Raw genomic sequence first — 24,932 nt, 5'->3', positions numbered from 1 at the left:
GTGGGCGGATCGGGCATCATGGCGGTTGATCGCGACCTTTACCGGAAGGAGCGCGCCTTGCGCGTCGCCCTCTTCGTCACCTGTGTGAACGACACGATGTTCCCCGGAACCGGCCGGGCCACGGTGACGCTGCTGCGCCGCCTCGGCTGCGACGTCGTCTTCCCCATGGGGCAGACCTGCTGCGGCCAGATGCACCTCAACACCGGATACCCCGAGGAGGGTGGACGTCTGGCGCGGCACTTCACCGACGTCTTCGCCGGACACGACGCGGTCGTCGTGCCCTCCGGGTCGTGCGCGGCGATGATCCGCGAGCAGTACGCGAGACTCGCCCCCGCCGCCACGGCCTTCGCCGAACGGGTCGCCGAGACGGTGCCGAAGGTCCACGAGCTCTCGGGGTTCCTGGTGGACGTCCTCGGGGTCACCGACGTCGGGGCCTACTTCCCGCACCGGGTGACCTACCACCCGACCTGCCACTCGCTGCGCGGCCTGCGCCTGGGCGACCGTCCGGTACGGCTGCTCGAACAGGTCAGGGGTCTCGAACTGGTCCCGCTGCCCGCCGCGGACGAGTGCTGCGGCTTCGGCGGCACCTTCGCGGTGAAGAACCCCGCCGTCTCCGCCGCCATGTGCGCCGACAAGGCCCGCAACGTCACCGCGACCGGCGCCGAGGTGCTCTGCGCCGCGGACAACTCCTGCCTGATGCACATCGGCGGCACCCTCGGCCGCCAGCGCACCGGCGTCAGGACCATGCACCTGGCCGAGATCCTCGCCTCGACGGAGGCCGCCCGATGAGGCCGGCGACGGGGCCGGTGACCTTCCTCGGCATGCCGGCCTTCCCGGCGAACGCGGCGGCGGCCGTAGGGAACTCCCAGCTCAGGTTCAACCTGCGCAAGGCCACCCACACGATCCGCGAGAAGCGGGCCTCCGTGGTCGACGAGCTTCCCGACTGGGCGCGGCTCAGGCAGGCGGGCAAGCAGATCAAGGACCACACGCTGCGGAACCTGGAGCGCTACCTCCTCCAGCTTGAGGAGGCGGTCACCGCGGCCGGCGGCCACGTCCACTGGGCGGCCGACGCGCGGGAGGCCAACCGCATCGTCACCCGGCTCGTCAAGGAGACCGGGGAGAGCGACGTGGTGAAGGTCAAGTCGATGGCCACCCAGGAGATCGGGCTCAACGAGGCCCTTGCCGAGGCCGGGATCACCGCCTACGAGACCGACCTGGCCGAACTGATCGTGCAACTCGGCGACGACCTGCCCTCGCACATCCTGGTGCCCGCGATCCACCGCAGCCGCGCGGAGATCCGCGAGATCTTCCTGGAGAGGATGGCCGCCTGGGGACGCCCCGCCCCCGAGGAGCTCACCGACGACCCGCGCGCCCTGGCCGAGGCCGCCCGCCGCCACCTGCGCGAGCGCTTCCTGTCCACCAAGGTCGCGATCTCGGGCGCCAATTTCATGATCGCCGAAACCGGGACACTCGTCGTGCTCGAATCCGAGGGCAACGGCCGGATGTGCCTGACCCTTCCGGAGACGCTGATCAGCGTGGTCGGCATCGAGAAGCTGCTGCCGACCTGGCGGGACCTTGAGGTCTTCATGCAGCTGCTGCCCAGGAGCTCGACCGGCGAGCGGATGAACCCCTACACCTCGACCTGGACGGGCGCGACCGAGGGCCAGGAGTTCCACCTGGTCCTGCTCGACAACGGCCGCACCCGGGTCCTGGCCGACGAGGTCGGCAGGCAGGCGCTGCGCTGCATCCGCTGCTCGGCCTGCCTGAACGTCTGCCCCGTCTACGAACGCGCGGGCGGGCACGCCTACGGCTCCGTCTACCCGGGTCCCATCGGGGCGATCCTCACCCCGCAGCTGCGCGGCATGTCCTCACCCCTGGACGCCTCGCTGCCCTACGCCTCGACGCTCTGCGGCGCCTGTTTCGACGTCTGCCCGGTCGCGATCGACATCCCCGAGGTCCTGGTCAGCCTGCGTGGCAGGGCCCCGCACCCGCGCGCGGAACGGTTCGGCATGCGCGCGGCCGGCTGGGTCCTCGACCGCCCGGAACGGATGGCACGCGCCGAGCGCATGGCCGGACGGCTGCGCCGTTTCGTCCCCCGGCGGATGCCCGGCCCGCTGTCGGCGTGGACCGACACCCGAGACCTGCCCGAGATCCCCGCCGAGTCCTTCCGCGACTGGTGGCTGCGCACCGACGGAGGAAGCCGGTGAACGACAGGGAACTGATCCTGGCCAGAATCCGCGCGGCCGTCACCCCGGGAGGCCCCGGGGAGCCCGGGGAGCCCGGGGAGATCGTCCGTGACTACCTGACCTCCGCCGGGCCACATGACGAGGCCGGGCTGATCGAGCTGCTGGCCGAACGCGTCGCCGACTACCGGGCCGTCGTGCACGTGACCGGCGAGGACGAGGTGGCCGCGACGATCGCCTCCGCGCTGGCCGTACAGGGTCTGACGAGGCCGGTCGTCCCGGGTGGACTGCCCGCGCAATGGGTGCCCGAGGGGGCCGTCCAGGACGATCCGGAGCTGTCGGCCGAGGAACTCGAAGCCGCCGGAGGCGTGGTCACCGGCTGCGCCGTGGCGATCGCCGAGACCGGGACGATCGTGCTGGACGCCGGACCGGGTCAGGGCAGGCGGGCGCTGACCCTGCTGCCCGACTACCACCTGTGCGTGGTGCGGGCCGGGCAGATCGTCGCGGGGGTGCCGCAGGCGCTGGCCGTACTCGACCCCTCCCGCCCGCTGACCTGGATCAGCGGGCCCTCCGCGACCAGCGACATCGAGCTGAACCGCGTCGAGGGCGTGCACGGACCGCGCACCCTTGAGGTGGTGATCGTCCGCTGACCGCGGGTTGCGCGGAGGCGGTCCCGTGAGATGGGCTTGGCGGCGTCCACCGCCCGCCTGGGAGGGTGATTGACCGCCTTCGCACCCGGTCTGTCCGTCACGACGCGACGGCTCCTGCTGCGCCCCTTCGACCCCTCGGACGCGCGCCGGATTCGCGTCGTGATCGAGACACGCGCCCCCTTCCTGCCGCCGGGCGCACCGGGCCGTCCCTTGGGCGTGGCCGCCTGGCTGGCCAGGGGCGCGCACGAGCTGCGCCGCTCCGGCCAGGGCGCGCACCTGGCGATCGAGGCCGACGGGCTCATCGTGGGGGCGATCAGCCTGTTCGGGACCCGGTGGGAGGCGGGGACGACGGAGATCGGCTACGGCGTGCACCCCCTGCACCGGGGACGCGGCTACGCCCCGGAGGCCGTACTGGGCCTGGCCCGCTGGACGTTCGAGAACACCTCCCTGCGCCGGATCGAGCTGCGCGCCGACGCCGACAACCACGCCTCCCTGCGGGTGGCGGAGAAGGCCGGGTTCGTCAGGGAGGGGACGCTGCGCGCCGCCGCGATGCGGCCGGACGGCCCACGTGACGTCGTGGTGTTCGGCCTGCTCGGAAGCGACCTCTTCCGAGGGGAGAACGGCCCCGGAGACGGGTCGGGCGGGACGGGGGAGACCGTTCGGTGGAGGTGAGAAAGATGGGGTCATATCCGATGCGTTTTATGGTTTCGTTACCTGTCCATGTCGAGCCGTTATCGGATATCCTCGCCAGTCGCTGCCGCGTATTCCCAGGTCAAGGTCATTGGAGTCCTGTTTCTATGAAGCCGCCGCTGCTGCTCATCGGGCAGGGCTCGCACGAGGACAACGAATCCGTCGAGTTCGGCAGGTTCGTCCATCGCCTCCGCTGCAGGCTCGACCGCAGCGCCGCCGAGGTCTCCGGCGGATACCTCACCAGGGCCAGGCCGCGACTGCGTGACTCGGTCGCCTCACTGGTCGCCCGCGGCCACCACCGCATGGTCGCGCTGCCGCTGAGCCTCACCGGCGACCTGCGCGCCGACGCCGAGACCCTCGCGGCGATGACCAGGGAGCAGGAGCGCCACCCCACGCTCACCTGCGACTACGGACGGCCCCTCGGCTCGGACCCCCGGATCCTGGCGCTGCTCGCCGAGCGCCTGGCGGACGCCGCCGCCGAGGTCGCCAGCCTCCGTCTCGTCCCCGCCGCCGCGGCCCCGCTCGACGACGAGCCCGAGCGCATCGAGATCGGCGAGACCGCCGTCGTGCTGGTCGGTGACGGCTCGACCAGTCCCGCGACGAACGCGGACGTGCACCGCGTCTCCCGGCTGTTCTGGGAGACCCACGCCCACGAGTACATGACCGTGGAGACCGCCTTCACCTCGCTCACCCCGCCCGGCGTGCCCGGCGGCATCGAGCGCTGCCGCCGCCTCGGCGCCCGGCGGGTGATCGTCGTTCCCTACCTGCTGTTCGCCGGGGGCGTCCTGGACCGCATCTGGGCCCAGGCCATGGCCTACGCCGCGGGCCATCCCGACCTGGACGTCCGCTGCGCCGACGTCATCGGCGACTGTGAGGGACTGGCCGACGTGGTCGTCGAGCGCTACGAGGAGGCGCTCAGCGGCATCACCTGGTGAACCGCTCCCCGGATGACCGTTCCTTGACCTCTGGCGGGACACTTGGGGACATGACCATCCTTGAGCAGACCCTGGCCGCGATCCGGCCCGCCGACCCGGACGCCCTCGCCGAGGCGAGGGCACACCAAGACAGGCTGACCAAGCCGAGGGGCGCCCTGGGCGTGCTCGAAGAGGTGGCCGTACGGCTCGCGGGCGCGGCGGCGGTGAACCCGCCCCCGCTGCCGGCCCCGGCGGCCCTGGCGATCTTCGCCGCAGACCACGGCGTCCACGCCCAGGGCGTGTCCCCGTGGCCGCAGGAGGTCACGGTCCAGATGGTCGGCAACTTCCTGGCGGGCGGCGCCGTGGCCAACGCCTTCGCGGCCCAGGTGGGCGCCTCGGTGACGGTGGTCGACGTGGGGGTCGCGGCCGAACTCGCCCCGGCCCCCGGCCTGACGCACGGCAAGGTCGCCCACGGCACCGCCGACATGTCCCTCGGCCCGGCGATGACCGTCGAGCAGGCGGTCGCGGCGCTGGAGACCGGGATCACGGTGGCCCGTGACCTCGTCGCTCAGGGGGCGCGCTGCCTGGTCACCGGGGACATGGGCATCGCCAACACCACCGCCTCCGCCGCCCTGATCTGCGCCTTCACCGGCCGTGACCCGGCGGAGGTGACCGGCAGGGGAACCGGCGTGGACGACGAGACGCTGGCCCGCAAGGTCGAGGTCGTACGGCGCGCCCTGCGGGTGAACGGCCTGGACGGTTCGAGCCTGTCCGCACTGGAGACGCTGGCCGCGGTCGGCGGCCTCGAACACGCCGCGATCGCGGGGTTCCTCCTCGGCGGGGCGGCCCTGCGGGTGCCGGTGATCCTCGACGGTGTGATCGCCGGATCGGCGGCGCTGGCCGCGGCCGGGCTCGCCTCGGACGTGGTCGACCACTGTGTGGCCGGGCACCGTTCCGCCGAGCCGGGTCACGCCGTGGCGCTCGCCCATCTCGGCCTGCGCCCTCTGGTCGAGCTGGAGCTCCGGCTCGGTGAGGGGACCGGAGGGCTGCTCGCCCACCCGCTGGTCTGCGCGGCCGTCCGGGTGATGCACGAGGTGGCCACCTTCGACTCCGCCGGGGTCACCGACAAGGAGGCCTGATCGTGGGGCTTCCGGGAACCCTGTGACGGACCGGGTGCTCCGTTACCTGGAGAACGCCGAACGTTACCCGGGGAGCAGCGAACAACGAGGCATTAACCGGTAGGTTTACCTCCTAACACTTCCTGCACAATTCATTGCGAACGGGAGATCTGTCACCATGTCGCCCTACCTGCTCGGTTTGCACCTCTCCGGGCGGCGGGTGCTCGTCGTCGGCGGGGGGCGTGTCGCCCAGCGACGTGTCCCGGCGCTGCTTGAGGCAGGTGCCCAGGTCACCATCGTCTCGACGAGCGTCACGCACGCTCTCGACGACCTCATCGCCTCCGGCCAGGTGACCTGGGAGGCCAGGCCGTACCGGGTGGGCGACGTGGACGGGGCCTGGCTGGTCCAGGCCTGCACCGACGACCGCGCGGTCAACACCGCGGTCGCCGCGGAGGCCGAGGCCAAGCGTGTTTGGTGCGTCCGCGCCGACGACAAGGACGCCTCAGCCGCCTGGACCCCGGCGAGCGGGCGGGTGGCCGAGGTCAACGTGGCGATCACCGCGGGAGGAGACCCCCGCAGGGCGGCCGGCATCAGGGACGCCGTCGTCGAGGCGCTTCGCGACGGCACGGTCGACGCCCGGCGCAACCGGACGAAGCCGGTCGGGGTCGCGCTGGTCGGCGGCGGACCGGGGGACCCCGGCCTGATCACGGTCCGCGGGCGGCAGCTGCTGGCCCAGGCGGACGTGGTCGTCGCCGACAGGCTCGCGCCACGGGCCCTGCTCGACGAACTCTCCCCCGACGTCGAGCTGATCGACGCGGCGAAGATCCCCTACGGCCGTTTCCTGGCCCAGGAGAAGATCAACGAGCTGCTGGTCGAGCACGCCAAGCAGGGCAGGTTCGTGGTCAGGCTCAAGGGAGGCGACCCGTTCGTCTTCGGCCGTGGCGGCGAGGAGATGCTCGCCTGCGCCCGCGAGGGCATCCCCGTCATCGTCGTTCCCGGCATCACCAGCCCGGTCGCGGTGCCCGCGGCGGCCAACGTGCCGGTGACCCATCGCGGCGTCAGCCAGGAGTTCCATGTGATCTCCGTGCACGTCCCGCCGGGTGACGCCCGCTCGACCGTCGACTGGCCCAACCTGGCGAGATCCTCGGGGACCCTGGTGCTCATGATGGCGGTCGAACGCATCGGAGCGATCGCCGAGACGCTCGTGCAAGAAGGACGTTCGCCGGAAACTCCCGTAATGGTGGTACAGGACGGTACTCTTCCCACCCAGCGCGCTCTTCAGGCCACTCTGGCCACAGTGGCCGAGCGTGTGGCCGAGGCTGGGATACGGCCACCCGCGATCGTGATCGTTGGCGATGTCGTGAAGGTCGGCCAGGAGGTCGAGATGGTTCGAGCGGAGCGGATACCGTGAAATCGGCTGCCAACAGGCCCACGCCTCAGGGCGAGCGTGACCGCCGCGGCGCCGAGGCTCCCCAGGGTTCCTCAGACGATGTCGCCGGAGACGAGGAGTCTCCCGGCGAGCGGACGATGACGTTCCCGGCCATCAGGCCCGACGAGCCTCCGCAGGCCCCCGGTGACGCCTTCGAGGACTTCCGGCGTACGGCGCAGGCCGCCATCTCGTCGGTGAACAAGGTGGTCGAGGCCGTCCAGGCGAAGGGCGACGCGCCCGCCGCCAAGGCACCCAAGGGCGCTCAGGGTTCCGGCGCCACGGGCACCCCGGCGCCGAAGAACCCCGCGCCACCGAAGAGCCCCACGCCCAGAAGCCAGCCCTCCCCGGGGCAGCCCTCCTCGGGCCGGACCGCCCCCCTCAGGCGCCCGGTCCTCCCGGCTCCTGAGGCCCCCGCCACTCCTGCCGCTTCTGGTGGAGACGGTGGAGCGGGGTCCATCTTCCGCTCGGGAAGCGGTCGCGGCCGGGGCAACTTCCAGGCGAGGAGAGGCACCACCTCACCCGCGCGGGACGGGCTCGCCGCACCGCAGACGGGCGCCCCGGGCCCCGGTACGGCACGGCCGGCGGGTGAGGCCCCCCAGGGTCCCGCGGCGAGGAGCGGCGCTCCTCAGAGCGACACGGCCCAGGACGGCGCCTCCCAGAGCAGGGCTTCCCAGGGCGGCGCGTTCCAGGACGGCGCTTCCCAGAGCAGGACTTCCCAGAGCAGGACTTCCCAGGACGGCGCTTCTCGGAGCGGTGCCTCCCAGGGTGGCGTTTCCCAGAGCGGCGCGACGATGCCGGTCGACGACGCCTTCGAGGCCTTCCGGCGCGCCGCCGAGGCCGCCATCTCCTCGGTGAACGAGGTGGTCGCCAAGGCCACGGCCGCGACGGCGGACCCCTCGGCGCCCGTCGGGGCGGACTCCCGATCAGCGAGCGAGCCCCCCGCCACCGAAGTTCCCGTGGCCGAGTCCGCCACTGAAGTCCCTGTGGCCGAGTCCGCCACCGAAGTCCCCGTGGCCGAGTCCGCCACCGAGACCTCCACCATCGAACCCCCCGTCGTCGAGACCTCCGAGGAGACCTCTGGGGATCCGGCCGAGGACTCTCCCGAGGAGGGCGCCGAGGCCACCTCCGGAGAAACGGCCGAGAACACGCCCGAAGAGGCCCCGGAGAACACCCCCGAGGGCCATGACCGGGACGAGGAGACCCCCACCGCCGAGGACCTCCCCGAGGAGGCCGCCGACGGCGAGAGCCGTACCGGTGAGGAGAACGATCCCGAGGACGACGAGGCGGCCGCGCTGATCGCGGCCGAGCGCGCGAAGCTCCTCGTCATCGAGGAGGAGGTCGGGGAAGAGGCCGGGGAGGAGACCGAAGCCCCGGGCGACGAACCGGAGGAGTCCGACGAACTCCCCGAGGGCGGACACGAGGACGGGGACGACCGGGTCCGGGAACTTCCGTTGCCGGAGGCCGTCTCCGAGGCCCTGACCAACGCGCTCGCCGCCCTGCGCAACACCGTCACCGACCTGCACTTCGGCCTGGAACTCCCCGGCGCGGAGGAGGCCAGGCGGGCCCAGAGCGAGATCCTGGCCCAGCTCGACGACTACGTGATCCCCAGGGTGCACATGAGCACCGCCCCGGCGCTCGTCGTCATCGCGGGCTCGACCGGGGCGGGCAAGTCCACGCTGCTCAACACCCTGGCCAACGCCAAGGTCAGCGCGACGGGCGTCCGGCGCCCGACCACCGGAACCCCCGTCCTCGCCTGCCATCCGGACGACCGCGAGTGGTTCGCGGGCAGCGACCTGCTCGGCAGTCTGCGGCGGCTCGACGCCCCCGAGGCCACAGCGGAACCGGGCGGCCTCGTCCTCGTCTCGACCGAACGCCTCCCCACGGGCGTCGCCCTGCTCGACACGCCCGACATCGACTCGGTCGTCGAGGAACACCACGAGATCGCCCACCGCATGCTCGACGCGGCCGACCTGTGGATCTTCGTGACCACCGCCGCCCGTTACGCCGACGCCCCCGCGTGGCGGCTGCTGCGCCTGGCCAAGGAGCGCGGTGCCAGGCTGGCCATCGTGCTGTCCCGGGTGCCGGTCAAGTCCCGCGAGGTGGTCACCAAGCACTTCGTCAGGATGCTCACCGAATACGGCCTCGGCGAGGTCGAGCGGTTCGTCGTCGACGAGAGCAGGGTCACCGACGGCATGCTGCCCGACCACGAGGTCACCGACCTGCGGCTGTGGCTGACCGAGCTGTCCGTCGACGACCAGCGCCGGGCCCAGGCCATCAGGACGACCCTGTCGGGGGCGCTCGACAGCTTCCGCATCCGCATCCCCGCGCTGGCCAGGCAACTTGAGGCCCAGGTCGCCTTCAGGAACGAACTGCGCGGAGACGTGGAGGCCGCCTACTCCGGTGCGCTGGCCGAGATCGAGGAGACCACCGGGAACGGCACGCTGCTGCGCGGTGAGGTGCTCGCCCGCTGGCAGGACTTCGCCGGGTCCGGAGACCTCATGCGGACCCTGCACCTGCGCAGGCCCGGCAGGTTCGCGGGCAAGGCGAGCCAGCAGGCGCCCGAACGGCTCAGCGCGCTGAAGTCCGCGCTCAGGGCCGGCCTTGAGTCCGTCGTCGTCTCGGCGGCGCAGCGGGCCGCGGAGGAGGCGGTCACCCGCTGGCTGAGTCGTTCGGGAGCCGGGGAGTCGCTGGCCGCGACCGCCGGGCTCGGCGACGTCTCCGACGACTTCTCCCGCAGGGCGGGCAAGGCCGTGAGCGGCTGGCAGGACCACATCATCGAGCTGATCCGCACCGAGGGGGTGACCAAGCGGGCGGTGGCCAAGCTCGTCTCCTTCGACGTCGAGTCGCTGGCGGTGATCTTCGTGATCGGCCTGCTCGGGTACGGCTCCGCGGAGGCGGAAGGCGCGGGCACCGGCGGGCTGCCGCAGCGGCTGGTGCACGCCCTCCTGGGAGCCGAGTCACTGCGGACCATCGGGGCCAAGGCCCGTAGCGACCTGCGCGCCCGGATCGCCACGCTGTTCGACGACGAGACCTCACGCTACTTCCAGGTCCTCGACGGCGCGGGCGTTCCCGACGAGTCCATCGCCACCCGCCTCTACCAGGCAACGTACAACCTTGAGGTCGCCCGATGAGTGTTGGCACCACCCAGACGCGTCAGGGGCTCGGCGGTCGTCTCGCCGCGCTGTCCCGGATCGTGGAACTGGGGCCGGGCAGGGTCGATCCCAAGCTCCTCACCGACTCGGGGCAGTTGCTCCTGCGCGCCGGTGACAGGCTCAAGCTGTCCTCGGAGCACACGGTGGTCGCGCTCGCCGGAGGAACGGGAAGCGGCAAGTCCACGCTGTTCAACGCCGTCTCGGGCCTGGAGCTCTCCCCGACCGGCGTCCGCCGCCCGACCACGGCCCGTGCCCACGCCTGCGTCTGGGGCCTGGACGGCGCGGGACCGCTGCTGGACTGGCTGCAGATCCAGTGGCGTCACCGATTCGCCAGGGCCAGTGCCCTGGACAAGGGGGAGGGCAGGCTGCACGGCCTGATCCTGCTCGACCTCCCCGACCACGACTCCATCCGCGCGCTCACCGACACCGAGGCCGACCGGCTGATCCAGGTCGCCGACCTCGTCGTCTGGGTGCTCGACCCGCAGAAGTACGCCGACGCCTCGACCCACAGGCGCTACGTGACCGAACTGGCGGGCCACGACGCGGTGACGGTCTTCGTGCTCAACCAGATCGACCGGCTCTCCGCCGAGGAACTGGCCGAGTGCGTCGCCGACCTGAACGACCTGCTGCGCCGCGAGGGAGTCGACGCCCCCGTCATCGTCCCCACCTCCGCGACCAGGGGGGAGGGGGTCGACGAGCTCAAGGCCGTCCTCGCCGAGACGGTGACCAGGCGCGGGGCCGCGGTCCAGCGACTGGAGGCCGATCTCGACCGGATCACGCTCCGCCTGCTGAAGGCCATGCCCGCCGAGGGTGTCCCCGTGCCCGCCTCCTCCGTGGACGACGCCCGCAGGATCGGCCTCACCGACTCCCTCTGCGACGCGGTCGGCGTGCCGGCCGTCGGCGAGGCCATGGAGAACGTGTACGGCGTGCGCTCGGCGGAGTGGGTCGGCTGGCCGTACACCCGCTGGGCGGCCAGGCTCAGGCCCGACCCGCTGAACAGCCTGCGCCTGAACGACCTCAAGGACGAGATCAGGGGAGAGGCGGCCGGGGCGGTCAGCGCGCAGGCCGCCGAGGTCGACAACGCGGTGCGCGCCCTGTCCGACGGGCTCACCGCGGGGATGCACGAGGCCTGGCAGAGCGGCGTCAGGGAGGCCGCGCGCTCGCACTCGGCCGAGCTGCCGCGGCTGCTGTCCGCGGAGCTGTCCGAGATCGCGCCCCGCCTCGACCGGGTCCCCGTCTGGTGGCGGCTGCTGCTGGTCTGGCAGTACTTCCTGGTCCTGCTCTTCCTCGCCGGGATCGCCTGGCTGGGTACGGCCCTGGCCTACGGCGTGTTCGAGGCGGGCACGCTTCCGCCGGGCCTTGAGGTGTTCGGCGAGACGGCCTCCATGCCCTGGGTGGGGCTGATGATCGTCTCCGTCCTCGGGCTCGGCCTGCTCACCGCCGTGGCCAGCCGTAACTTCGTCATGCTCGGGGCGGGTAACGAACGTGACAGGCTGGAGCGGGAGATGCGACGCAGGGTCGGGGCGGTGGCCTCGACCACGGTGATCGAACCGGTCGAGCGGGAGCTGGCCAGATACAACGAGTTCTACTCCGCGCTGCGGGGCGTGCGGGGCTGACCCATCAGGTCGGCGGTGCCGTTCCTCGGTAAGGAACATCCTTCAGAGCGCGGGTCTGCCGGGCCGGGCCGGGTGACCCGCGGCACGAGGCCGCCCATCGGTGGCGGACGAGGAGCTCGGGGTTTCCGATTTCCGGTGGATTATCCGGAAGGTTTTCCACAGCCCCGTCCCGGCGCCTGAGTTTTCCACAGAACGCCGTTCGGCCCGCCGGGTTCCGGTCCGCGCGGGCCACTGTGTCTTTCACACGCCGGGCACCTGGCCCGTTCTCCTGGGAGGCACGATGAACGACATCCACATCACGTTGACCGGCAACGTCGCGGCTGCGCCCCGCCAGCACACCTTCCCGGACGGCTCGCGGGTCACCTCGCTCAGGGTCGCCTCGACAAGCCGTTACTTCGATCGGGAAAGCCAGCAGTGGTGCAACGGCGAGACGACGTATTTCGGCATCCGTTGTTTCCGCGGGCTGGCCGACAACGTCGCCCAGTCGATCCGGGCCGGCCAGCCGGTCGTCGTCCAGGGGCGCCTGCGGATCCGCGAGTTCACCCATGAGGGTGAGCGCCGCTTCCTGCCTGAGGTCGAGGCCAGCTCACTGGGGCACGACCTGCGCTGGGGCCTGGGCAGCTTCAGCAAACCCCAGCGGGGCGGGGCGGCCCCGGTGCTGGGCAGGCAGGAGCGGCACGAGCTCGACAGGGAGACCCACGACTGGGCCATGGGCGGAGGCGCCGCATCCCTCGCCCCCGATCCCCACCCCGCTCTCGCGGACGGTTCCGGCTCCCTGTCCCTGGTGAGAGGCGGTGCCGACGAGGACGAGGCGCCCGGAGACTCCACGGGTCCCGGCGCCTCGGGGGAGTCCGGTGGCTCCGGAGGCTCACCCGGGGGCTCAGGAGGCGGAACGGCGAGCCGGACCGGCACAAGACGCGGTCGGGCGGCCCGCGACGCAGGGCAGACGAGCCAGGGCCCCGGGCGGGCGACGGGCACGGCGCGTGAGCCGGACGAGGCCGAGTCGGAGGACGAGACGCCCTGGCCCACACAGGCGCATCCGGCGGCCTGAACCGCAGACCCGAGTTCCCCCGCACTCGTGGTCGGCATCCTCACCGGGAGTGAGAGGATGCCGACCCTTCGAAGGACGTCATAAGGGACGCCATAAAGGACGAGGTGCCGGAGCGACCGGCGGAGGTGGTCCCACCGGGTGCCCGGAGCACCGTACGGTCCGGCCTGGCAGATCTCCCGGTGGGCCCGCGGGCCGCCCCGTCGGTTCGCCATGGTCCACCGGCGCACCGCACGAGGGCGCGCCGGACGGACCACACGCCACGGAAGTGACTCGTCCGGCCGGATGGCGGTCGCCATCGCCGGGTGACGCTCGCGTCGGATGGGTGTGGTCGGCAGCGCGTTGATCAGCGGTGTGCGATCGGCGGTGCGCCCGGTTGGTGGTCTGTGTCGGCGATGCTCAGATCAGCGGAGCACCGCGAAAGGAGGGGTCCAACCGGCTGGGGGACCGGGACATCCCGGGTTCCCACGTCGAACACGAAGCTTGCGCGGTGTTTTCGCGGGACGGGGTGGAACGTCGCGAGATGCCGCCTGAAGCGGCCGCGGGAGGTGAGAGATCTAGCGGGCAGGGCCTATGTCCAGGTCACACCTCGCAGCATGGGCTGCTCCTTTCCTCCATGGACCGTTCTTCGGCTGAGCTCGGTCCCCAACGGTGAGCCACCTGACAAGTGGAGCCACTCCGCCAAGGTAGCGGTTCCCATCGCGCGGCGCACACTCCGCAACTATCGTGTTACACATCGTTAGTCGGAGAAGGGGACGACATGGCGGCTCCCAGTCACACCTCGGTCAAATCGCGCGACACTGTGACGACTCTGGCCGATCGGTGGCCCATCCTTGGGCAGCGCCGTCCACTGGTTGTCTATCTTTGCGGCATCGTGGTGCTGGATTTCACGGCAATCGGGTTTTTCGCCGCATCTGCTGACTTCCACTGGCACGATCTACTCACCTTCGTCGCGTTGATGGCCTGCGGTGCCGTCTGTATCGAGGCGACCCGAAGGCTCGGTATGCCCGCGGGTGTCTCCCGTGACCTGTTGTCGGCCTGGTGGCTGCCCGCGGCCCTGCTGCTGCCGCCGGTCTACGCTCTTCTGGCGCCCATTCCGCTGCAGATCCTGCTGCAGAAGCGGGTGCGCGAGACAGTGGTCTACCGGAGGGTCTTCAGCTCCGCCGCCATCAGCCTGGCCGGGGGAGCCGCCTCGGTGCTGTTCCACAGCGTGGTCGGTGAGCTGGACATCCCGACCCAGGGGACGGGCGGGCCGATCCTCGTCGCCATCGGCTGCGCCGTCCTGTTCACGGTTCTGAACACCGCGCTGATCGCCATCGCGGCCCACACCGCCGTCCCTGACACCCGCTGGCGGGAGGTGCTGTGGGACCGCGAGAGCCTGATGCTCGACGTGGTCGAGCTCTGCCTGGGGGTCCTCGTCGCCATCGCGTGCGGGGTGAATCTCGCCCTGCTGGCGCTGGCGCTGCCGCCGGTCGTGCTGCTCCAGCGCAGCCTGCTGCACGCCCAGCTCCAGGCCGCGGCCCGCACCGATCCCAAGACCGGGCTGCTCAACGCCGCCGCCTGGCAGCGGGAGGCCGACACCGAGATCGTCAGGGCGCGCCGTACCGGTGAGACGCTCGCCCTGCTGATCGTCGACATCGACCACTTCAAGAGGGTCAACGACACCTACGGGCACCTGATCGGCGACCAGGTGCTGATCGGGGTCGCGGCGACCATCCGCAGTCAGCTGCGTGACTACGACGTGGTCGGACGCTTCGGGGGCGAGGAGTTCGTCGTCCTGCTGCCCAGGGCCGACGTGACCGAGGCCCGCCGGGTCGCGGAACGGCTGCGCTCCCGCATCGGCCGCATGGCCGTACCCGCGGACGAGAACATGGTCACCGTCACGATCTCCGCGGGCGTCGCGATCATGAGCATGCACGGAGACGACCTGATCGAGTTGCTCGCCGCGGCGGACCTGGCCCTCTACCGTGCCAAGGAGCTCGGACGAGACCGGATCTGCCTGCCAGCGACGCCCGTCCCCCCGGCGAGGCGGCCGGGGCCGGAGGCCGCCCCTAGCTGAGTCCGTCAGGCTCTAAGCTAGGGGACATGCCGGAGTACATCTACACACTGCAGCGCGTGCGCAAGGCGCATGGTGACAAGGTCGTCCTCGACGACGTGACGCTGTCGTTCCTGCCGGGTGCGAAGATCGGCGTTCTCGGGCCGAACGGCACCGGGAAGTCGACGCTGCTGAGGATGATGGCAGGCCTGGAGCAGCCGTCCAACGGCGATGCCCGGCTCATGCCCGGCTTCACCGTCGGCATGCTCCAGCAGGAGCCCCCCCTCAACGAGTCCAAGACCGTGCTCGGCAACGTCGAGGAGGGCGTCGCCGAGACCAAGGCCATGCTCGACCGGTTCAACGAGATCGCCGAGCTGATGGCGACCGACTACAGCGACGAGCTGCTTGAGGAGATGGGCAAGCTTCAGGACGCCCTCGACCACCGCAACGGGTGGGACCTCGACAGCCAGCTTGAGCAGGCGATGGACGCCCTGCGCTGCCCGCCGCCCGACGCCGACGTCACCCTGCTGTCCGGTGGCGAGCGGCGCCGGGTCGCCCTGTGCAAGCTGCTGCTGGAGCAGCCCGACCTCCTGCTGCTCGACGAGCCGACCAACCACCTCGACGCCGAGAGTGTCCAGTGGCTTGAGGCGCACCTGGAGAAGTATCCCGGGACCGTGCTGGCCGTCACCCACGACCGCTACTTCCTGGACAACGTGGCCAACTGGATCCTGGAGCTCGACCGGGGCCGCTGCCACCCCTACGAGGGCAACTACTCCACCTACCTGGAGGCCAAGGCCGCCCGCCTCAAGCTTGAGGGGCAGAAGGACGCCAAGCGCAAGAAGCGCCTGGAGGAGGAGCTGGAGTGGGTCCGCTCCAACGCCAGGGCCCGCCAGACCAAGAGCCGCGCGCGTCTGCAGCGCTACGAGGAGATGGCCGCCGAGGCCGACAAGTACCGCAAGCTGGACTTCGAGGAGATCCAGATTCCGCCGGGTCCCCGCCTGGGCACCACGGTCATCCGGGCCGAGAACCTCACCAAGGGTTTCGAGGACCGGGTGCTCATGGACAACCTGTCGTTCGACCTGCCGCGTAACGGCATCGTGGGCATCATCGGTCCGAACGGCGTCGGCAAGACCACGCTGTTCCGGATGATCACCGGTGGCGAGACGCCCGACGCCGGAAAGATCATCGTTGGCGACACCGTCAAGATCTCCTACGCCGACCAGAGCCGGGGTGGCATCGACCCGGCCAAGAACGTCTGGGAGGTCGTCTCCGACGGGCTCGACTACATCAAGGTCGGCCAGGTCGAGATGCCCTCGCGGGCCTACATCGCCGCGTTCGGGTTCAAGGGGCCGGACCAGCAGAAGAAGGCGGGCGTGCTGTCCGGAGGCGAGCGCAACCGGCTCAACCTCGCGCTGACCCTCAAGCAGGGCGGCAACGTGCTGCTGCTGGACGAGCCGACCAACGACCTCGACACCGAGACGCTCTCCAGCCTGGAGAACGCCCTGCTGGAGTTCCCCGGCTGCGCGGTCATCACCTCGCACGACCGGTGGTTCCTCGACCGCATCGCCACCCACATCCTCGCGTGGGAGGAGGGCTCGAACTGGTTCTGGTTCGAGGGCAACTTCGCCGACTACGAGAAGAACAAGATCGAGCGGCTCGGGATCGACGCGGCCCGCCCGCACCGGGTCACCTACCGCAAGCTCACCCGGGACTGATGTCCTCCTCCGAGCTCCCGGCGCGCCCCCGCCGTGCGCCGGGAGCCGGGGAATCGCTACCTTCTTGCTTGTGCTTGAACAGAGCTTGGCAGAGACCGTGAGCGATTCCCGCAGGCATGTGTTCCTCAGGGCGGTCAGGTTCGCCGACATCGACTCCCAGGGCCACGTCAACAACGTCAGGTTCCTCGACTATCTCGAGGACGCGCGCCTGGAGATGTTCCACCTCGACCTGCACCGTGAGGGCGGGGAGATCTTCAGCGGCCTGGTGGTGGCCAGGCATGAGATCGACTACCGGCGTCCTCTCACCTTCCGCGCGGACCCGGTCAGGGTCGAGTCCTGGGTGACCGAGATCAAACCGGTGAAGTTCGTCCTCAACTACGAGATCGTCGACGATGAGACGCTCTTCGTCCGGGCCAGGTCGGTGCTCGTCGCCTACGACGTGGAGAAGGCCAGGCCGCGCAGGCTGGAGCAGCACGAGCTCGACTACCTGGAGCGCTTCCTCATAGCCGGCTGAGCCGTCGCCGGAAACGGCCGGCGCGCCCGCCGTACGACGGGCGCGGGGACCGGAGGCGATCGTCAGGGAGTGTGGAGCCAGGCCGCGGTGTCCGGGGGCAGCAGGTGACCCTCGACCGGGGCGCTGCCGATCACGACGTGGTCGTGCGGCGGCAGCGGTACCGCCTCGACCCCGCAGTTGACGACGCACGTCAGCGCACCCCGGCGGAAGAACAACGCGTCCTCCTCGCTCTCCAGCCAGGTGAGGCCGTCGGGCAGCGCGCCGCGCAGTCCCCGGCGGGCGCGCAGGGCCTGCCGGTAGAAGCTCAGGGTCGATCCCGGATCGTCCGCCTGCCGTTCGGCGCTCAGCGCCGTCCACTCGACCGGCTGGGGCAGCCAGGGCGCGGTGCCCTCGGGCGCGAAGCCGTACGGCTGCTCCTGTCCGGACCAGGGGAGGGGCACCCGGCAGCCGTCCCGTCCGGGCAGAGTCCCACCGGAACGGGCGAAGATGGGGTCCTGACGGGCCTCGGCGGGCAGGTCCCGGACCTCGGGAAGGCCGAGTTCCTCGCCCTGGTAGAGGTAGGCCGAGCCGGGCAGGGCGAGCATGGCCAGCAGCGCCGCCCGCGCCCGGGCCAGCCCCGTCGTGGAGTTGGGCAGGCCCTCGCCGTACCTCGTGACGTGCCTGACCACGTCGTGGTTGGACAGCACCCAGGTGGGGGCGGTCATGTCGGCGAGAGTGTCGTCGATGACCTTGCGGAAGGCGGTCGCGGACCAGGGAGCCTCAAGCCAGGCGAAGTTGAAGCTCTGGTGCAGTTCGTCGGGCCGGACGTAGCGGGCGAGATCCTCGGCGGAGTCGGTCCACACCTCGCCGATGGCCATCCGCTCGCCGGGGTAGGAGTCGAGCACCTCACGCCAGCGCCGGTAGACCTCGTGGACCTCGGGCCTGCCCCAGATGGGCGACTCGCCCTTGAACGCCTGATCCGTCGCGGGGGCGTCGGGAAGCCCCTCCGCCTTGTACAGGCCCATCGCCACATCGATCCTGAACCCGTCGACCCCACGGTCCAGCCAGAACCGCAGCACGTCGAGGAACTCCGCGTGCACCCGTGGGTCGCGCCAGTTGAAGTCCGGCTGCTCGGGGGCGAACAGGTGGAGGTACCACTGCCCGTCGGGAGTCCTGGTCCAGGCCGGGCCGCCGAAGGTGGACTGCCAGTTGTTGGGCGGCAGATCCCCGCTGTCGCGGAAGACGTACCGGTCGCGGTTCTCGCCGCGCAGCGCCGCCCTGAACCAGGGGTGCTCGCTGGAACTGTGGTTGGGCACGATGTCCACGATCACCCGCAGGCCGTGCGTGTGGGCGTCGGCGACGAGGGCGTCGAAGTCGGCCAGCGTGCCGAAGAGCGGATCGACGTCACGGTAGTCGGCCACGTCGTAGCCCCCGTCGGCCATGGGGGAGCGGTAGAAGGGCGTCAGCCAGATCGCGTCGACACCGAGATCGGCGAGGTACGGCAGCCGCCCCCTGATACCGGGCAGGTCGCCCACGCCGTCTCCCGAGGCGTCGGCGAAGCTGCGTACGTAGATCTCGTAGACGACGGCGTCACGCCACCAGGGGATTTTCATGTGCATGGGCTGCCCCTGCCCGGCGGGGTTTATGCGTCAGGGGCGTTGACCATGCTGTGCGCGGCGTAGACGAGGTAGTCCCACAGGCGCTTCTCCAGCTCCTCGGGCAACTCCAGGGAGATGACCGCGTCGTGCATGTGCTTCAGCCACGCGTCACGCTCGGCGGAGCGGATGACGAACGGGTTGTGCCGCATGCGTAGGCGCGGGTGCCCACGCTGCTGGCTGTAGGTGGTCGGACCGCCCCAGTACTGCATCAGGAAGAGCTGCAGCCGCTCCTCGGCCCCGGCGAGATCGTCCTGGGGGTAGAGCGGCCAGAGCAGGGGGTCTTTGACGACGCCCTCGTAGAAACGGTGGACGAGGAGCCGGAAGGTCTCCTCGCCACCGACGGCGTCGTAGAAGGACTGGGGTTCCTCGGGGTTGGCGGACACGCCCCAAGCCTAAGCGACGTTCGCTATGGGGATGGAAGCCTGGTCGAGCGCCGACTTGATGCGGATACGCAGCTCCCGTGCGATCTCGCTCTGGTGTGAGGGGATGGTCTTGGCGTTGACCCGGAAGACGACCGCCGTGCCGGAGATCTGCTCGATCCCCCAGACCTGCGGCTCCTCGACGACGACGGAGTCGCGGTAGTCGGGGTCGTTCCAGATCTCCTCGACGACCTTCCTGAGCAGGTCGCGGACCACGGGGATGTCGGCGGTGTAGGCGACCGGCACGTCGACCGTGGCACGGGACCACCCCTGGGACTCGTTGCCGACGCGGGTGATGGTGCCGTTGCGGACGTACCAGACCCGGCCGTCGGCGTCGCGCAGCCTGGTGATGCGCAGGGTGACGGCCTCGACCGTCCCGGACGCGGCACCGGCGTCGATCACGTCGCCGACGCCGTACTGGTCCTCAAGGAGCATGAACATGCCGGCGATGAAGTCCTTGACCAGTTCCTGAGCTCCGAAGCCGATCGCGACGCCCAGGATGCCGACGCTGGTCAGCACGGGGGCGATGGGGACGGAGAGCCGTTCGAGGATGGTCAGGGCGGCGGTGCCCAGGATGATGACCGAGGCGGTCGAGTTGAGCACGGACCCCATGGTCTCGGCCCGTTGCCTGCGCCGCTCGGCCATGATGGCGTCCAGGCCTTCGAGGGGGGCGGGATCCTTGCCCCGTAGCCGTCCCGCCAGGGTCGGCCTGCCGGAGGAGGCCCGCTGCACGATTCCGGTGATCAGGCGGACCGCCACCTTGCGCAGGATCAGCGCGACGGCGGTGATCAGCACAATGGCGATCAGTGTCGCGAGCACACTCGCGACGAAGGGGGCCCACGCCGGAGGCAGCACGGTCTGCGCGAGTTCGCAGATTATCCCGCCGTCACGTCCGCACGCACCGTTCACTAAGGCCGCTCCCATGTTCGTGAGGTCCTCCAGGCCGGGCAGGCTCGACGGTGACGGTGTGGGGGACGGTGTCACGGTGGGGGTGGGTGAGGGGACGAGCAGGAACACGGAGAAGATCCCTCCCGGATCGGTTCGTCTGGCAAATGGGGGCAAGTCACGTGACCTACCTATATTGCCGAGCGAACCGGCCGTCGTCACATCACGCCGGGGAGGACGGGAACACCGGATCCAGGCCCTGGAGGCTGGTCCGGACAGTCCGGTGACGAACGGCCCGGCGCGGGGCACGCACCCGGAAGCGTGTCCCGTGCCGTTCCGGGAGGAATCCCTCCGATCCCCGTCCGGAGTTTCGTCCGGACGGCGGCTTGTCGTCGTGTCGGCCGCCCCGCGGGGCGCCCACGACAGATTGACCTCGTTCTCGAAGCCGGTGGGGAACCCAGCGTCCCGAGGACGCTCCGCACCGGGCGCCCCACCGGCTCCGCCGCGCCGCGACGGGTACGACGGACCGGATGGCTGCGATCCCATCCGGTTCGCCGCCTAGTTCACTCCCCCACCGCGGCGAGCACTCGGGCGACCTTGGTCGCCGCGCCGGCAGGGTCCTGGGCCGTGTGCATCCGCTCCCCCCAGGACCACCAGTAGTACCAGTCGCGGTGGCTGTGGGCGGTCTGCGCGCGGCAGGTGACGTTCTCCGCCAGGCTGGTCGCGTTCGGGTTGATCACGCGGACGAAGGCGCGGCCCGTATGGGTCCGTACCACCCGGGCGTGCAACCCGCGAGCGTCAAGTTCTGACACCAACCGCTCCAGGTGCCCGAAGCCGTCTTCCCCCACCTCGTTCCTCCTCTTGGATTCAGCCGATTCGTCATCGAACCGTGTTTGGTCGGTTACGCGAATCGACGCTGGTTGGCCAAAGATGACTCACCGAGTCCGACGGGTCAATGCCGGGTTAACCAAGATCGGGATGCGCATTCTGCCAAGGAGGTTGAAAGAAACAGTCCATCAGAGGACGATCCTTAGCCGGTGGCCTCATTCGCGCGTTCCGGGTGGGGCAACGGTGGTCCATTATTCTCTCTAGGCGCAGTGCGATACCCGAATCACACTGGGTCTACGGGGAGAGGACCGGTCGGGACAAGCGTGCCAACCAGCCCAGCTGGCCGCGAGAGAGGGGCCGGTATGTCCGGCAGGCAGCACAGGGAGACGGAGTTAGCGCGGCGAATCCGCGCCAGGGGCCTCGCAACGGGGCATAACCCGGCCCAGATCGCCGAAGAGATCCACGACAAGTGTGGTCAGCAGTTCGGGACCACCCGCATCAAGGCTCATCGTCTCGCACACGGTGTCGCTCTGGCCGACGTGATCGAACAGATACGGGCGCTGTTCGAGCGCGACGGCAAGGCCGCTCCGGGGATCGGGGAGACGCTTCTGTCCGCCTACGAGAGCGGTCTGAAGCGTCCCGGGCCCGAATACCTCCACTACCTGTGTTCCGCATACCGGGTCGAGCCCCCCTCCCTCGGCTACGAGGGGCCCTGCATCTGTGGCCACGGCCACAGGATGCCGGGTGCCGTCCGGAGTGATCTCCAGGATGGAAGACCCGACACTTCCCCTGGTCCGCGTGAGTCGTTGATCCGGCAGATCGGCGGCGGCCCCTCCGCGGACGGGAGCGAGGAGGACGAGAACGTGTTGCGGAGAACGCTCTTGAGGATTCTGGCGGGCGGCACCGCCGTCGGCCTCGACGGGCAGGTGCTCGGAGCGGTGGAGAACATCCGGCGGAGGATGGACGAGACCCTGGTCTCGGGCACCGTCTCACCCGCGATGCTGGACCAGTGGGAGGAGTCCACCGTCGGCTTCGGCCGCCAGTACATGAACACCCCGCCGTTACGTCTGCTGTGTGACGTTCTGCTGGAGTTCAGCGCCGTGCGCAAGGCCATGGAGCACCGCCAACCGGTCGACCTGCAGGAACGGCTGTGCCGGATGGCGGCCCAGCTCGCCGGCCTCAGCGGCATGATCATGATCAACCTTGGTGACCAGAGAATGGCCCGCTCCTTCTTCAGGACGGGCAGGATCGCCGCGGACGACACCGGTGACCGCGCGCTGCGGGCCTGGGTCATCGCCAGGGAGGCCTTGGTGCCGCTCTACTACGGCGATCCGCGCGAGGCGCTCAACCTCGCCAGGAAGAGCCGCGATCTGGCCGGGCAGACACCGTGCGCGGCCCAGGCCATGGCACCCGTCGTCGAGGCCCGCGCGCTGGCGATGATGTCGAACGCGGGCAAGAAGGACGTGGTCGACCAGGCCAAGCGGGCACTGGCACGGGCCAGGGCGGCCTTCTCCCAGATGGGGGCGGCCGAGCAGGAGGACGCGGCCTTCGGATACACCGAGCGGCAGCTCTACTTCCACCAGGGAGACGCCCTGGTCAAACTGGGGCAGCCCATGGAGGCCGACCTCATCCTGGAACAGGCCCTCACCAAGTACGGCCCCGGCGACTGGCTCGATCCGACGCTCATCAAGTTCGACCGGGCCAAGTGCAAGCTCCTCGAAGGAGACGTCGGTGAGGCGCTGAACATCGCCAAGGCCGCGCTCGCCGGTCTGGGGGAGGGGTTCAAACCCGACATCCTCATGCAGCGGGCCCACGAGGTGGCCAGAGACGTCGAGGGCAAGAATCCGGACAACCCCGAGTTGAAGCTCTATCTGGAGATGCTGCGCGAGGCGGCCCTGCCGGACCCGATCGAGGAGGAGGTGTGAGGATCCGGCGTTATCGCCGGTCTGACCTCGACTCCGTCCGGGCACTGCACCAGGTCTGCCTCGCCCAGGTCGGCCTCTTCCCCGGTGACGGGGTCTACTACGACGACGACCTTCCACGGATCGAGGAGATCTACCTCGCCGACGGGGGAGAGTTCCTGGTCGGAGAGGCCGTCGAGGGGCGAGTCATGGCGATGGGCGCTCTGCGCAGGGTCGATGACGCCTCGGGGGAGATGTGCCGTCTGCGGGTCCACCCCGAGTTCCAGCGGCGCGGGTTCGGCGACCGGATGGTCGCAGAACTGGAAAGCCGCGCGATCGGGCTGGGATACGCCCGGCTTCGCGGGGACACCACACTGAACCAGCCCGCCGCGATCCACCTCTATCGAAAACACGGCTGGCGTGAGATCCGCCGCGAGGGACGCGGTGAGCACACCGTGGTCTACATGGAGAAGGACCCGCTGATTTCTTCCACGGCCGTCTCAACTGAATAACACGGTTTACCGCTTTTAGTTATTATTCGGTGAAATGTCGGGATAATTGCTGTTTACTCCCTCGTGGGGACTTTGTTGAAGCCTGTTCCAGCGGGGCGTCCGTGAAATCCCCCGAGGGTCCGGCGTCGTTTCCCGGTTTCCAAGAAGTCGCTCATCGCCGCTGGGCACGTGGGTCACACCAGCCGGGAGACGATCTCGGGCAGCGCCGGGGGTTCGAGGGCGTCGGGAAGCGCGGCCATCGCCTCAAGTGAGAACCAGCCGTGGCCCAGATAGGTGTCGTTCTCCTCCTCGGGGACGACCCGGGGCGTGTGGTCGAACCTCGCCAGATAGAACCGTTCGGTCCGCACATAGCGGACACCGAGCCAGTCGAGCTCCCTGGGCACCGGCAGCCACCGGTCGAGCACCGCCGTACCCGGCAGGCCGGTCTCCTCGGCCAGTTCCCGCCGGGCGGCCTCCAACGGCGTCTCCCCCGGCTCGATACCGCCGCCGGGTGGCTCCCACAGGGTCCTGCCCGCGACCGGGTCGTGCCAGTGCAGCAGGAGCACCCGCCCGTCGCCCGCCACGCAGACCACCCGGGTCGCGGGGCGGTCGCTCACCTCAGGGTCGTTCATGGATTCCGGACGCTACCAGCACGGCCCATCGGTGGCACCGCGCGGCACCGGGTGGCGTGCGCGGGCGGGTGTGGGTGACGCGCTGTACTCTGCCCAGGTCGGTGTTGTGGCACCGTACGATCCGACCCCTTCGAGAGTGAAGTCATGAGCGAGCGAGTCACAGGGCCCGGCGCGGGCCACCATCGGCTGAACGGGGGCTCCGAGGCCCAGTTCGTCCTGACGCTGTCGTGTCCGGACCGTCCCGGGGTGGTGGCCGCCGTCTCCGGCCTCCTGGCCGGGCGGGAGTGCAACATCATCGAGAGCCAGCAGTTCGGAGACCCCGTCTCCCAGCGGTTCTTCATGCGGGTGCAGTTCTCCTCGCCGCTGTCCGACGCGGCCCTGCGCGAGGCCTTCGCCGCTCTGGCCCCCGACTTCGGCATGGACTTCAAACTGCGCGACACCGCGGTCAGGCAGCGGGTGCTGGTGCTGGTGAGCAAGTTCGGCCACTGCCTCAACGACCTGCTCTATCGGACGCGCTCAGGCCTGCTCGACATCGACATGGTCGGCGTGGTCTCCAACCACCCGGACCTGCGCCCGCTGACCCAGTCGTACGGCGTCGACTATCACCACCTGCCGGTCACCCCGGACACCAAGGCCAGGCAGGAGGCGGAGATCCTCGCCCTGGTCGAGCACTACCAGGCCGACCTGGTGGTGCTCGCGCGCTACATGCAGGTGCTGTCCGAGGACCTGTGCGTCAAGCTGGCCGGGAACGTGATCAACATCCACCACTCGTTCCTGCCGTCGTTCAAGGGCGCCAAGCCGTACCACCAGGCGCACTCGCGCGGGGTGAAGCTGATCGGTGCGACCGCCCACTACGTGACTGCGGACCTCGACGAGGGCCCGATCATCGAGCAGGAGGTCGCCCGGGTCAACCACACCCACTCGCCGGAGGACCTGGCCGCCATCGGCCGCGACGTCGAGTGCCAGGTCCTGGCCCGCGCCGTACGGTGGCACACCGAGCAGCGTGTCCTGCTCGACGGGCACAAGACCATCGTCTTCCCCCGCTGACGTGCCCGCGCGGGGCCGTTCCCGACGG

The 24,932-nt window shown here is 70.2% G+C and carries 21 protein-coding genes; 16 read left to right on the top strand and 5 right to left on the bottom strand.

The genetic code is table 11. The features are described from left to right. The first annotated feature begins 57 nt into the window (after positions 1-57). The 13 genes from ABZ470_RS00325 to ABZ470_RS00265 all read left to right on the top strand — a co-directional run bounded on the left by ABZ470_RS00325 (position 58) and on the right by ABZ470_RS00265 (position 17,064). Entirely contained in the window at positions 58-789 is a 732-nt protein-coding gene (locus tag ABZ470_RS00325; RefSeq protein ID WP_362908973.1) for a (Fe-S)-binding protein, read from the top strand. 32 nt (positions 790-821) lie between these two features. Then, positions 822-2,207 carry a lactate utilization protein B gene (locus ABZ470_RS00320; protein ID WP_362909633.1) on the top strand — a complete coding sequence of 462 codons (1,386 nt, stop codon included), beginning with the start codon at positions 822-824 and terminating at the stop codon, positions 2,205-2,207. Next, the gene (locus ABZ470_RS00315; protein WP_352010666.1) at positions 2,204-2,833 is read left to right on the top strand and encodes an LUD domain-containing protein; all 630 of its coding nucleotides are present in this window, start codon (positions 2,204-2,206) and stop codon (positions 2,831-2,833) included. Before ABZ470_RS00320 ends, ABZ470_RS00315 begins: the two co-directional genes overlap by 4 nt. Before the next feature lie 69 nt (positions 2,834-2,902). Beyond that, entirely contained in the window at positions 2,903-3,505 is a 603-nt protein-coding gene (locus ABZ470_RS00310) for a GNAT family protein (RefSeq protein ID WP_362908971.1), read from the top strand. A gap of 125 nt (positions 3,506-3,630) precedes the next feature. Next, positions 3,631-4,458: a sirohydrochlorin chelatase gene (locus ABZ470_RS00305; protein ID WP_352010668.1), complete on the top strand. Its 828-nt coding sequence runs from the start codon at positions 3,631-3,633 to the stop codon at positions 4,456-4,458. A gap of 50 nt (positions 4,459-4,508) precedes the next feature. Then, positions 4,509-5,576 (top strand): nicotinate-nucleotide--dimethylbenzimidazole phosphoribosyltransferase, encoded by a 1,068-nt coding sequence (gene cobT / locus ABZ470_RS00300; protein WP_362773404.1) that lies wholly within the window; start codon positions 4,509-4,511, stop codon positions 5,574-5,576. Between the two features lie 157 nt (positions 5,577-5,733). Further along, positions 5,734-6,966 (top strand): uroporphyrinogen-III C-methyltransferase, encoded by a 1,233-nt coding sequence (gene cobA, locus ABZ470_RS00295; RefSeq protein ID WP_352010670.1) that lies wholly within the window; start codon positions 5,734-5,736, stop codon positions 6,964-6,966. Continuing rightward, positions 6,963-10,115 carry a GTPase gene (locus tag ABZ470_RS00290; protein ID WP_362908969.1) on the top strand — a complete coding sequence of 1,051 codons (3,153 nt, stop codon included), beginning with the start codon at positions 6,963-6,965 and terminating at the stop codon, positions 10,113-10,115. The genes cobA and ABZ470_RS00290 overlap by 4 nt, the downstream gene beginning before the upstream one ends. After that, positions 10,112-11,752 (top strand): YfjP family GTPase, encoded by a 1,641-nt coding sequence (locus tag ABZ470_RS00285; RefSeq protein WP_352010672.1) that lies wholly within the window; start codon positions 10,112-10,114, stop codon positions 11,750-11,752. The genes ABZ470_RS00290 and ABZ470_RS00285 overlap by 4 nt, the downstream gene beginning before the upstream one ends. 280 nt (positions 11,753-12,032) lie before the next feature. Further along, positions 12,033-12,803, top strand: a complete 771-nt coding sequence (gene ssb / locus ABZ470_RS00280) for a single-stranded DNA-binding protein (RefSeq protein ID WP_362908967.1) — start codon at positions 12,033-12,035, stop codon at positions 12,801-12,803. 1,000 nt (positions 12,804-13,803) lie between these two features. Beyond that, positions 13,804-14,859 (top strand): GGDEF domain-containing protein, encoded by a 1,056-nt coding sequence (locus ABZ470_RS00275; RefSeq protein WP_352010674.1) that lies wholly within the window; start codon positions 13,804-13,806, stop codon positions 14,857-14,859. Between the two features lie 26 nt (positions 14,860-14,885). Continuing rightward, entirely contained in the window at positions 14,886-16,550 is a 1,665-nt protein-coding gene (gene ettA, locus ABZ470_RS00270) for an energy-dependent translational throttle protein EttA (protein WP_352010675.1), read from the top strand. Between the two features lie 97 nt (positions 16,551-16,647). Continuing rightward, the gene (locus ABZ470_RS00265; protein ID WP_352010676.1) at positions 16,648-17,064 is read left to right on the top strand and encodes a thioesterase family protein; all 417 of its coding nucleotides are present in this window, start codon (positions 16,648-16,650) and stop codon (positions 17,062-17,064) included. A gap of 62 nt (positions 17,065-17,126) precedes the next feature. On the opposite strand, the gene ABZ470_RS00260 is transcribed toward ABZ470_RS00265, so the two are convergent. From ABZ470_RS00260 to ABZ470_RS00245, 4 genes are all read right to left on the bottom strand, one after another. Then, positions 17,127-18,656 carry an alpha-amylase family glycosyl hydrolase gene (locus ABZ470_RS00260; protein ID WP_362909631.1) on the bottom strand — a complete coding sequence of 510 codons (1,530 nt, stop codon included), beginning with the start codon at positions 18,654-18,656 and terminating at the stop codon, positions 17,127-17,129. 29 nt (positions 18,657-18,685) lie between these two features. Next, positions 18,686-19,084 (bottom strand): globin, encoded by a 399-nt coding sequence (locus tag ABZ470_RS00255; RefSeq protein ID WP_362773388.1) that lies wholly within the window; start codon positions 19,082-19,084, stop codon positions 18,686-18,688. 9 nt (positions 19,085-19,093) lie between these two features. Next, positions 19,094-20,137, bottom strand: coding sequence for a mechanosensitive ion channel family protein (locus ABZ470_RS00250; protein WP_352010678.1), 1,044 nt, complete (start codon positions 20,135-20,137; stop codon positions 19,094-19,096). Positions 20,138-20,568: 431 nt separating this feature from the next. Beyond that, positions 20,569-20,817 carry a hypothetical protein gene (locus ABZ470_RS00245; RefSeq protein ID WP_362908964.1) on the bottom strand — a complete coding sequence of 83 codons (249 nt, stop codon included), beginning with the start codon at positions 20,815-20,817 and terminating at the stop codon, positions 20,569-20,571. A gap of 555 nt (positions 20,818-21,372) precedes the next feature. Here ABZ470_RS00245 and ABZ470_RS00240 point away from each other — a divergent pair. Both ABZ470_RS00240 and ABZ470_RS00235 read left to right on the top strand, forming a co-directional pair. Next, the gene (locus ABZ470_RS00240; RefSeq protein ID WP_352010680.1) at positions 21,373-22,758 is read left to right on the top strand and encodes an XRE family transcriptional regulator; all 1,386 of its coding nucleotides are present in this window, start codon (positions 21,373-21,375) and stop codon (positions 22,756-22,758) included. Continuing rightward, complete coding sequence (locus ABZ470_RS00235; RefSeq protein ID WP_352010681.1) at positions 22,755-23,246, top strand: GNAT family N-acetyltransferase; 492 nt, start codon at positions 22,755-22,757, stop codon at positions 23,244-23,246. The genes ABZ470_RS00240 and ABZ470_RS00235 overlap by 4 nt, the downstream gene beginning before the upstream one ends. Before the next feature lie 173 nt (positions 23,247-23,419). Here the strand turns inward: ABZ470_RS00235 and ABZ470_RS00230 are convergent, their stop codons facing one another. Continuing rightward, complete coding sequence (locus ABZ470_RS00230; protein ID WP_362908962.1) at positions 23,420-23,857, bottom strand: NUDIX domain-containing protein; 438 nt, start codon at positions 23,855-23,857, stop codon at positions 23,420-23,422. 144 nt (positions 23,858-24,001) lie between these two features. On the opposite strand from ABZ470_RS00230, the gene purU reads away from it, so the two are divergent. Then, the gene (purU, locus tag ABZ470_RS00225) at positions 24,002-24,904 is read left to right on the top strand and encodes a formyltetrahydrofolate deformylase (RefSeq protein WP_352010683.1); all 903 of its coding nucleotides are present in this window, start codon (positions 24,002-24,004) and stop codon (positions 24,902-24,904) included. Positions 24,905-24,932 lie beyond the last annotated feature (28 nt).

Origin of the sequence: Streptosporangium sp. NPDC020072 (assembly GCF_040631445.1) — a bacterium.
GTDB lineage: Bacteria > Actinomycetota > Actinomycetes > Streptosporangiales > Streptosporangiaceae > Streptosporangium.
The sequence above is the reverse complement of the archived record's forward strand: the minus strand, read 5'-3'. Positions and strand labels throughout refer to the sequence as shown.

Bases quoted from the DNA above. Each gene is read 5' to 3' on its own strand.
- ABZ470_RS00320 (WP_362909633.1), top strand. From the start codon at position 822: ATGCCGGCCTTCCCGGCGAACGCGGCGGCGGCCGTAGGGAACTCCCAG.
- cobA (WP_352010670.1), top strand. From the start codon at position 5,734: ATGTCGCCCTACCTGCTCGGTTTGCACCTCTCCGGGCGGCGGGTGCTC.
- ssb (WP_362908967.1), top strand. From the start codon at position 12,033: ATGAACGACATCCACATCACGTTGACCGGCAACGTCGCGGCTGCGCCC.
- ABZ470_RS00305 (WP_352010668.1), top strand. From the start codon at position 3,631: ATGAAGCCGCCGCTGCTGCTCATCGGGCAGGGCTCGCACGAGGACAAC.
- ettA (WP_352010675.1), top strand. From the start codon at position 14,886: ATGCCGGAGTACATCTACACACTGCAGCGCGTGCGCAAGGCGCATGGT.
- ABZ470_RS00275 (WP_352010674.1), top strand. From the start codon at position 13,804: ATGCCCGCGGGTGTCTCCCGTGACCTGTTGTCGGCCTGGTGGCTGCCC.
- ABZ470_RS00230 (WP_362908962.1), bottom strand. From the start codon at position 23,857: ATGAACGACCCTGAGGTGAGCGACCGCCCCGCGACCCGGGTGGTCTGC.
- ABZ470_RS00260 (WP_362909631.1), bottom strand. From the start codon at position 18,656: ATGAAAATCCCCTGGTGGCGTGACGCCGTCGTCTACGAGATCTACGTA.
- ABZ470_RS00285 (WP_352010672.1), top strand. From the start codon at position 10,112: ATGAGTGTTGGCACCACCCAGACGCGTCAGGGGCTCGGCGGTCGTCTC.
- cobT (WP_362773404.1), top strand. From the start codon at position 4,509: ATGACCATCCTTGAGCAGACCCTGGCCGCGATCCGGCCCGCCGACCCG.
- purU (WP_352010683.1), top strand. From the start codon at position 24,002: ATGAGCGAGCGAGTCACAGGGCCCGGCGCGGGCCACCATCGGCTGAAC.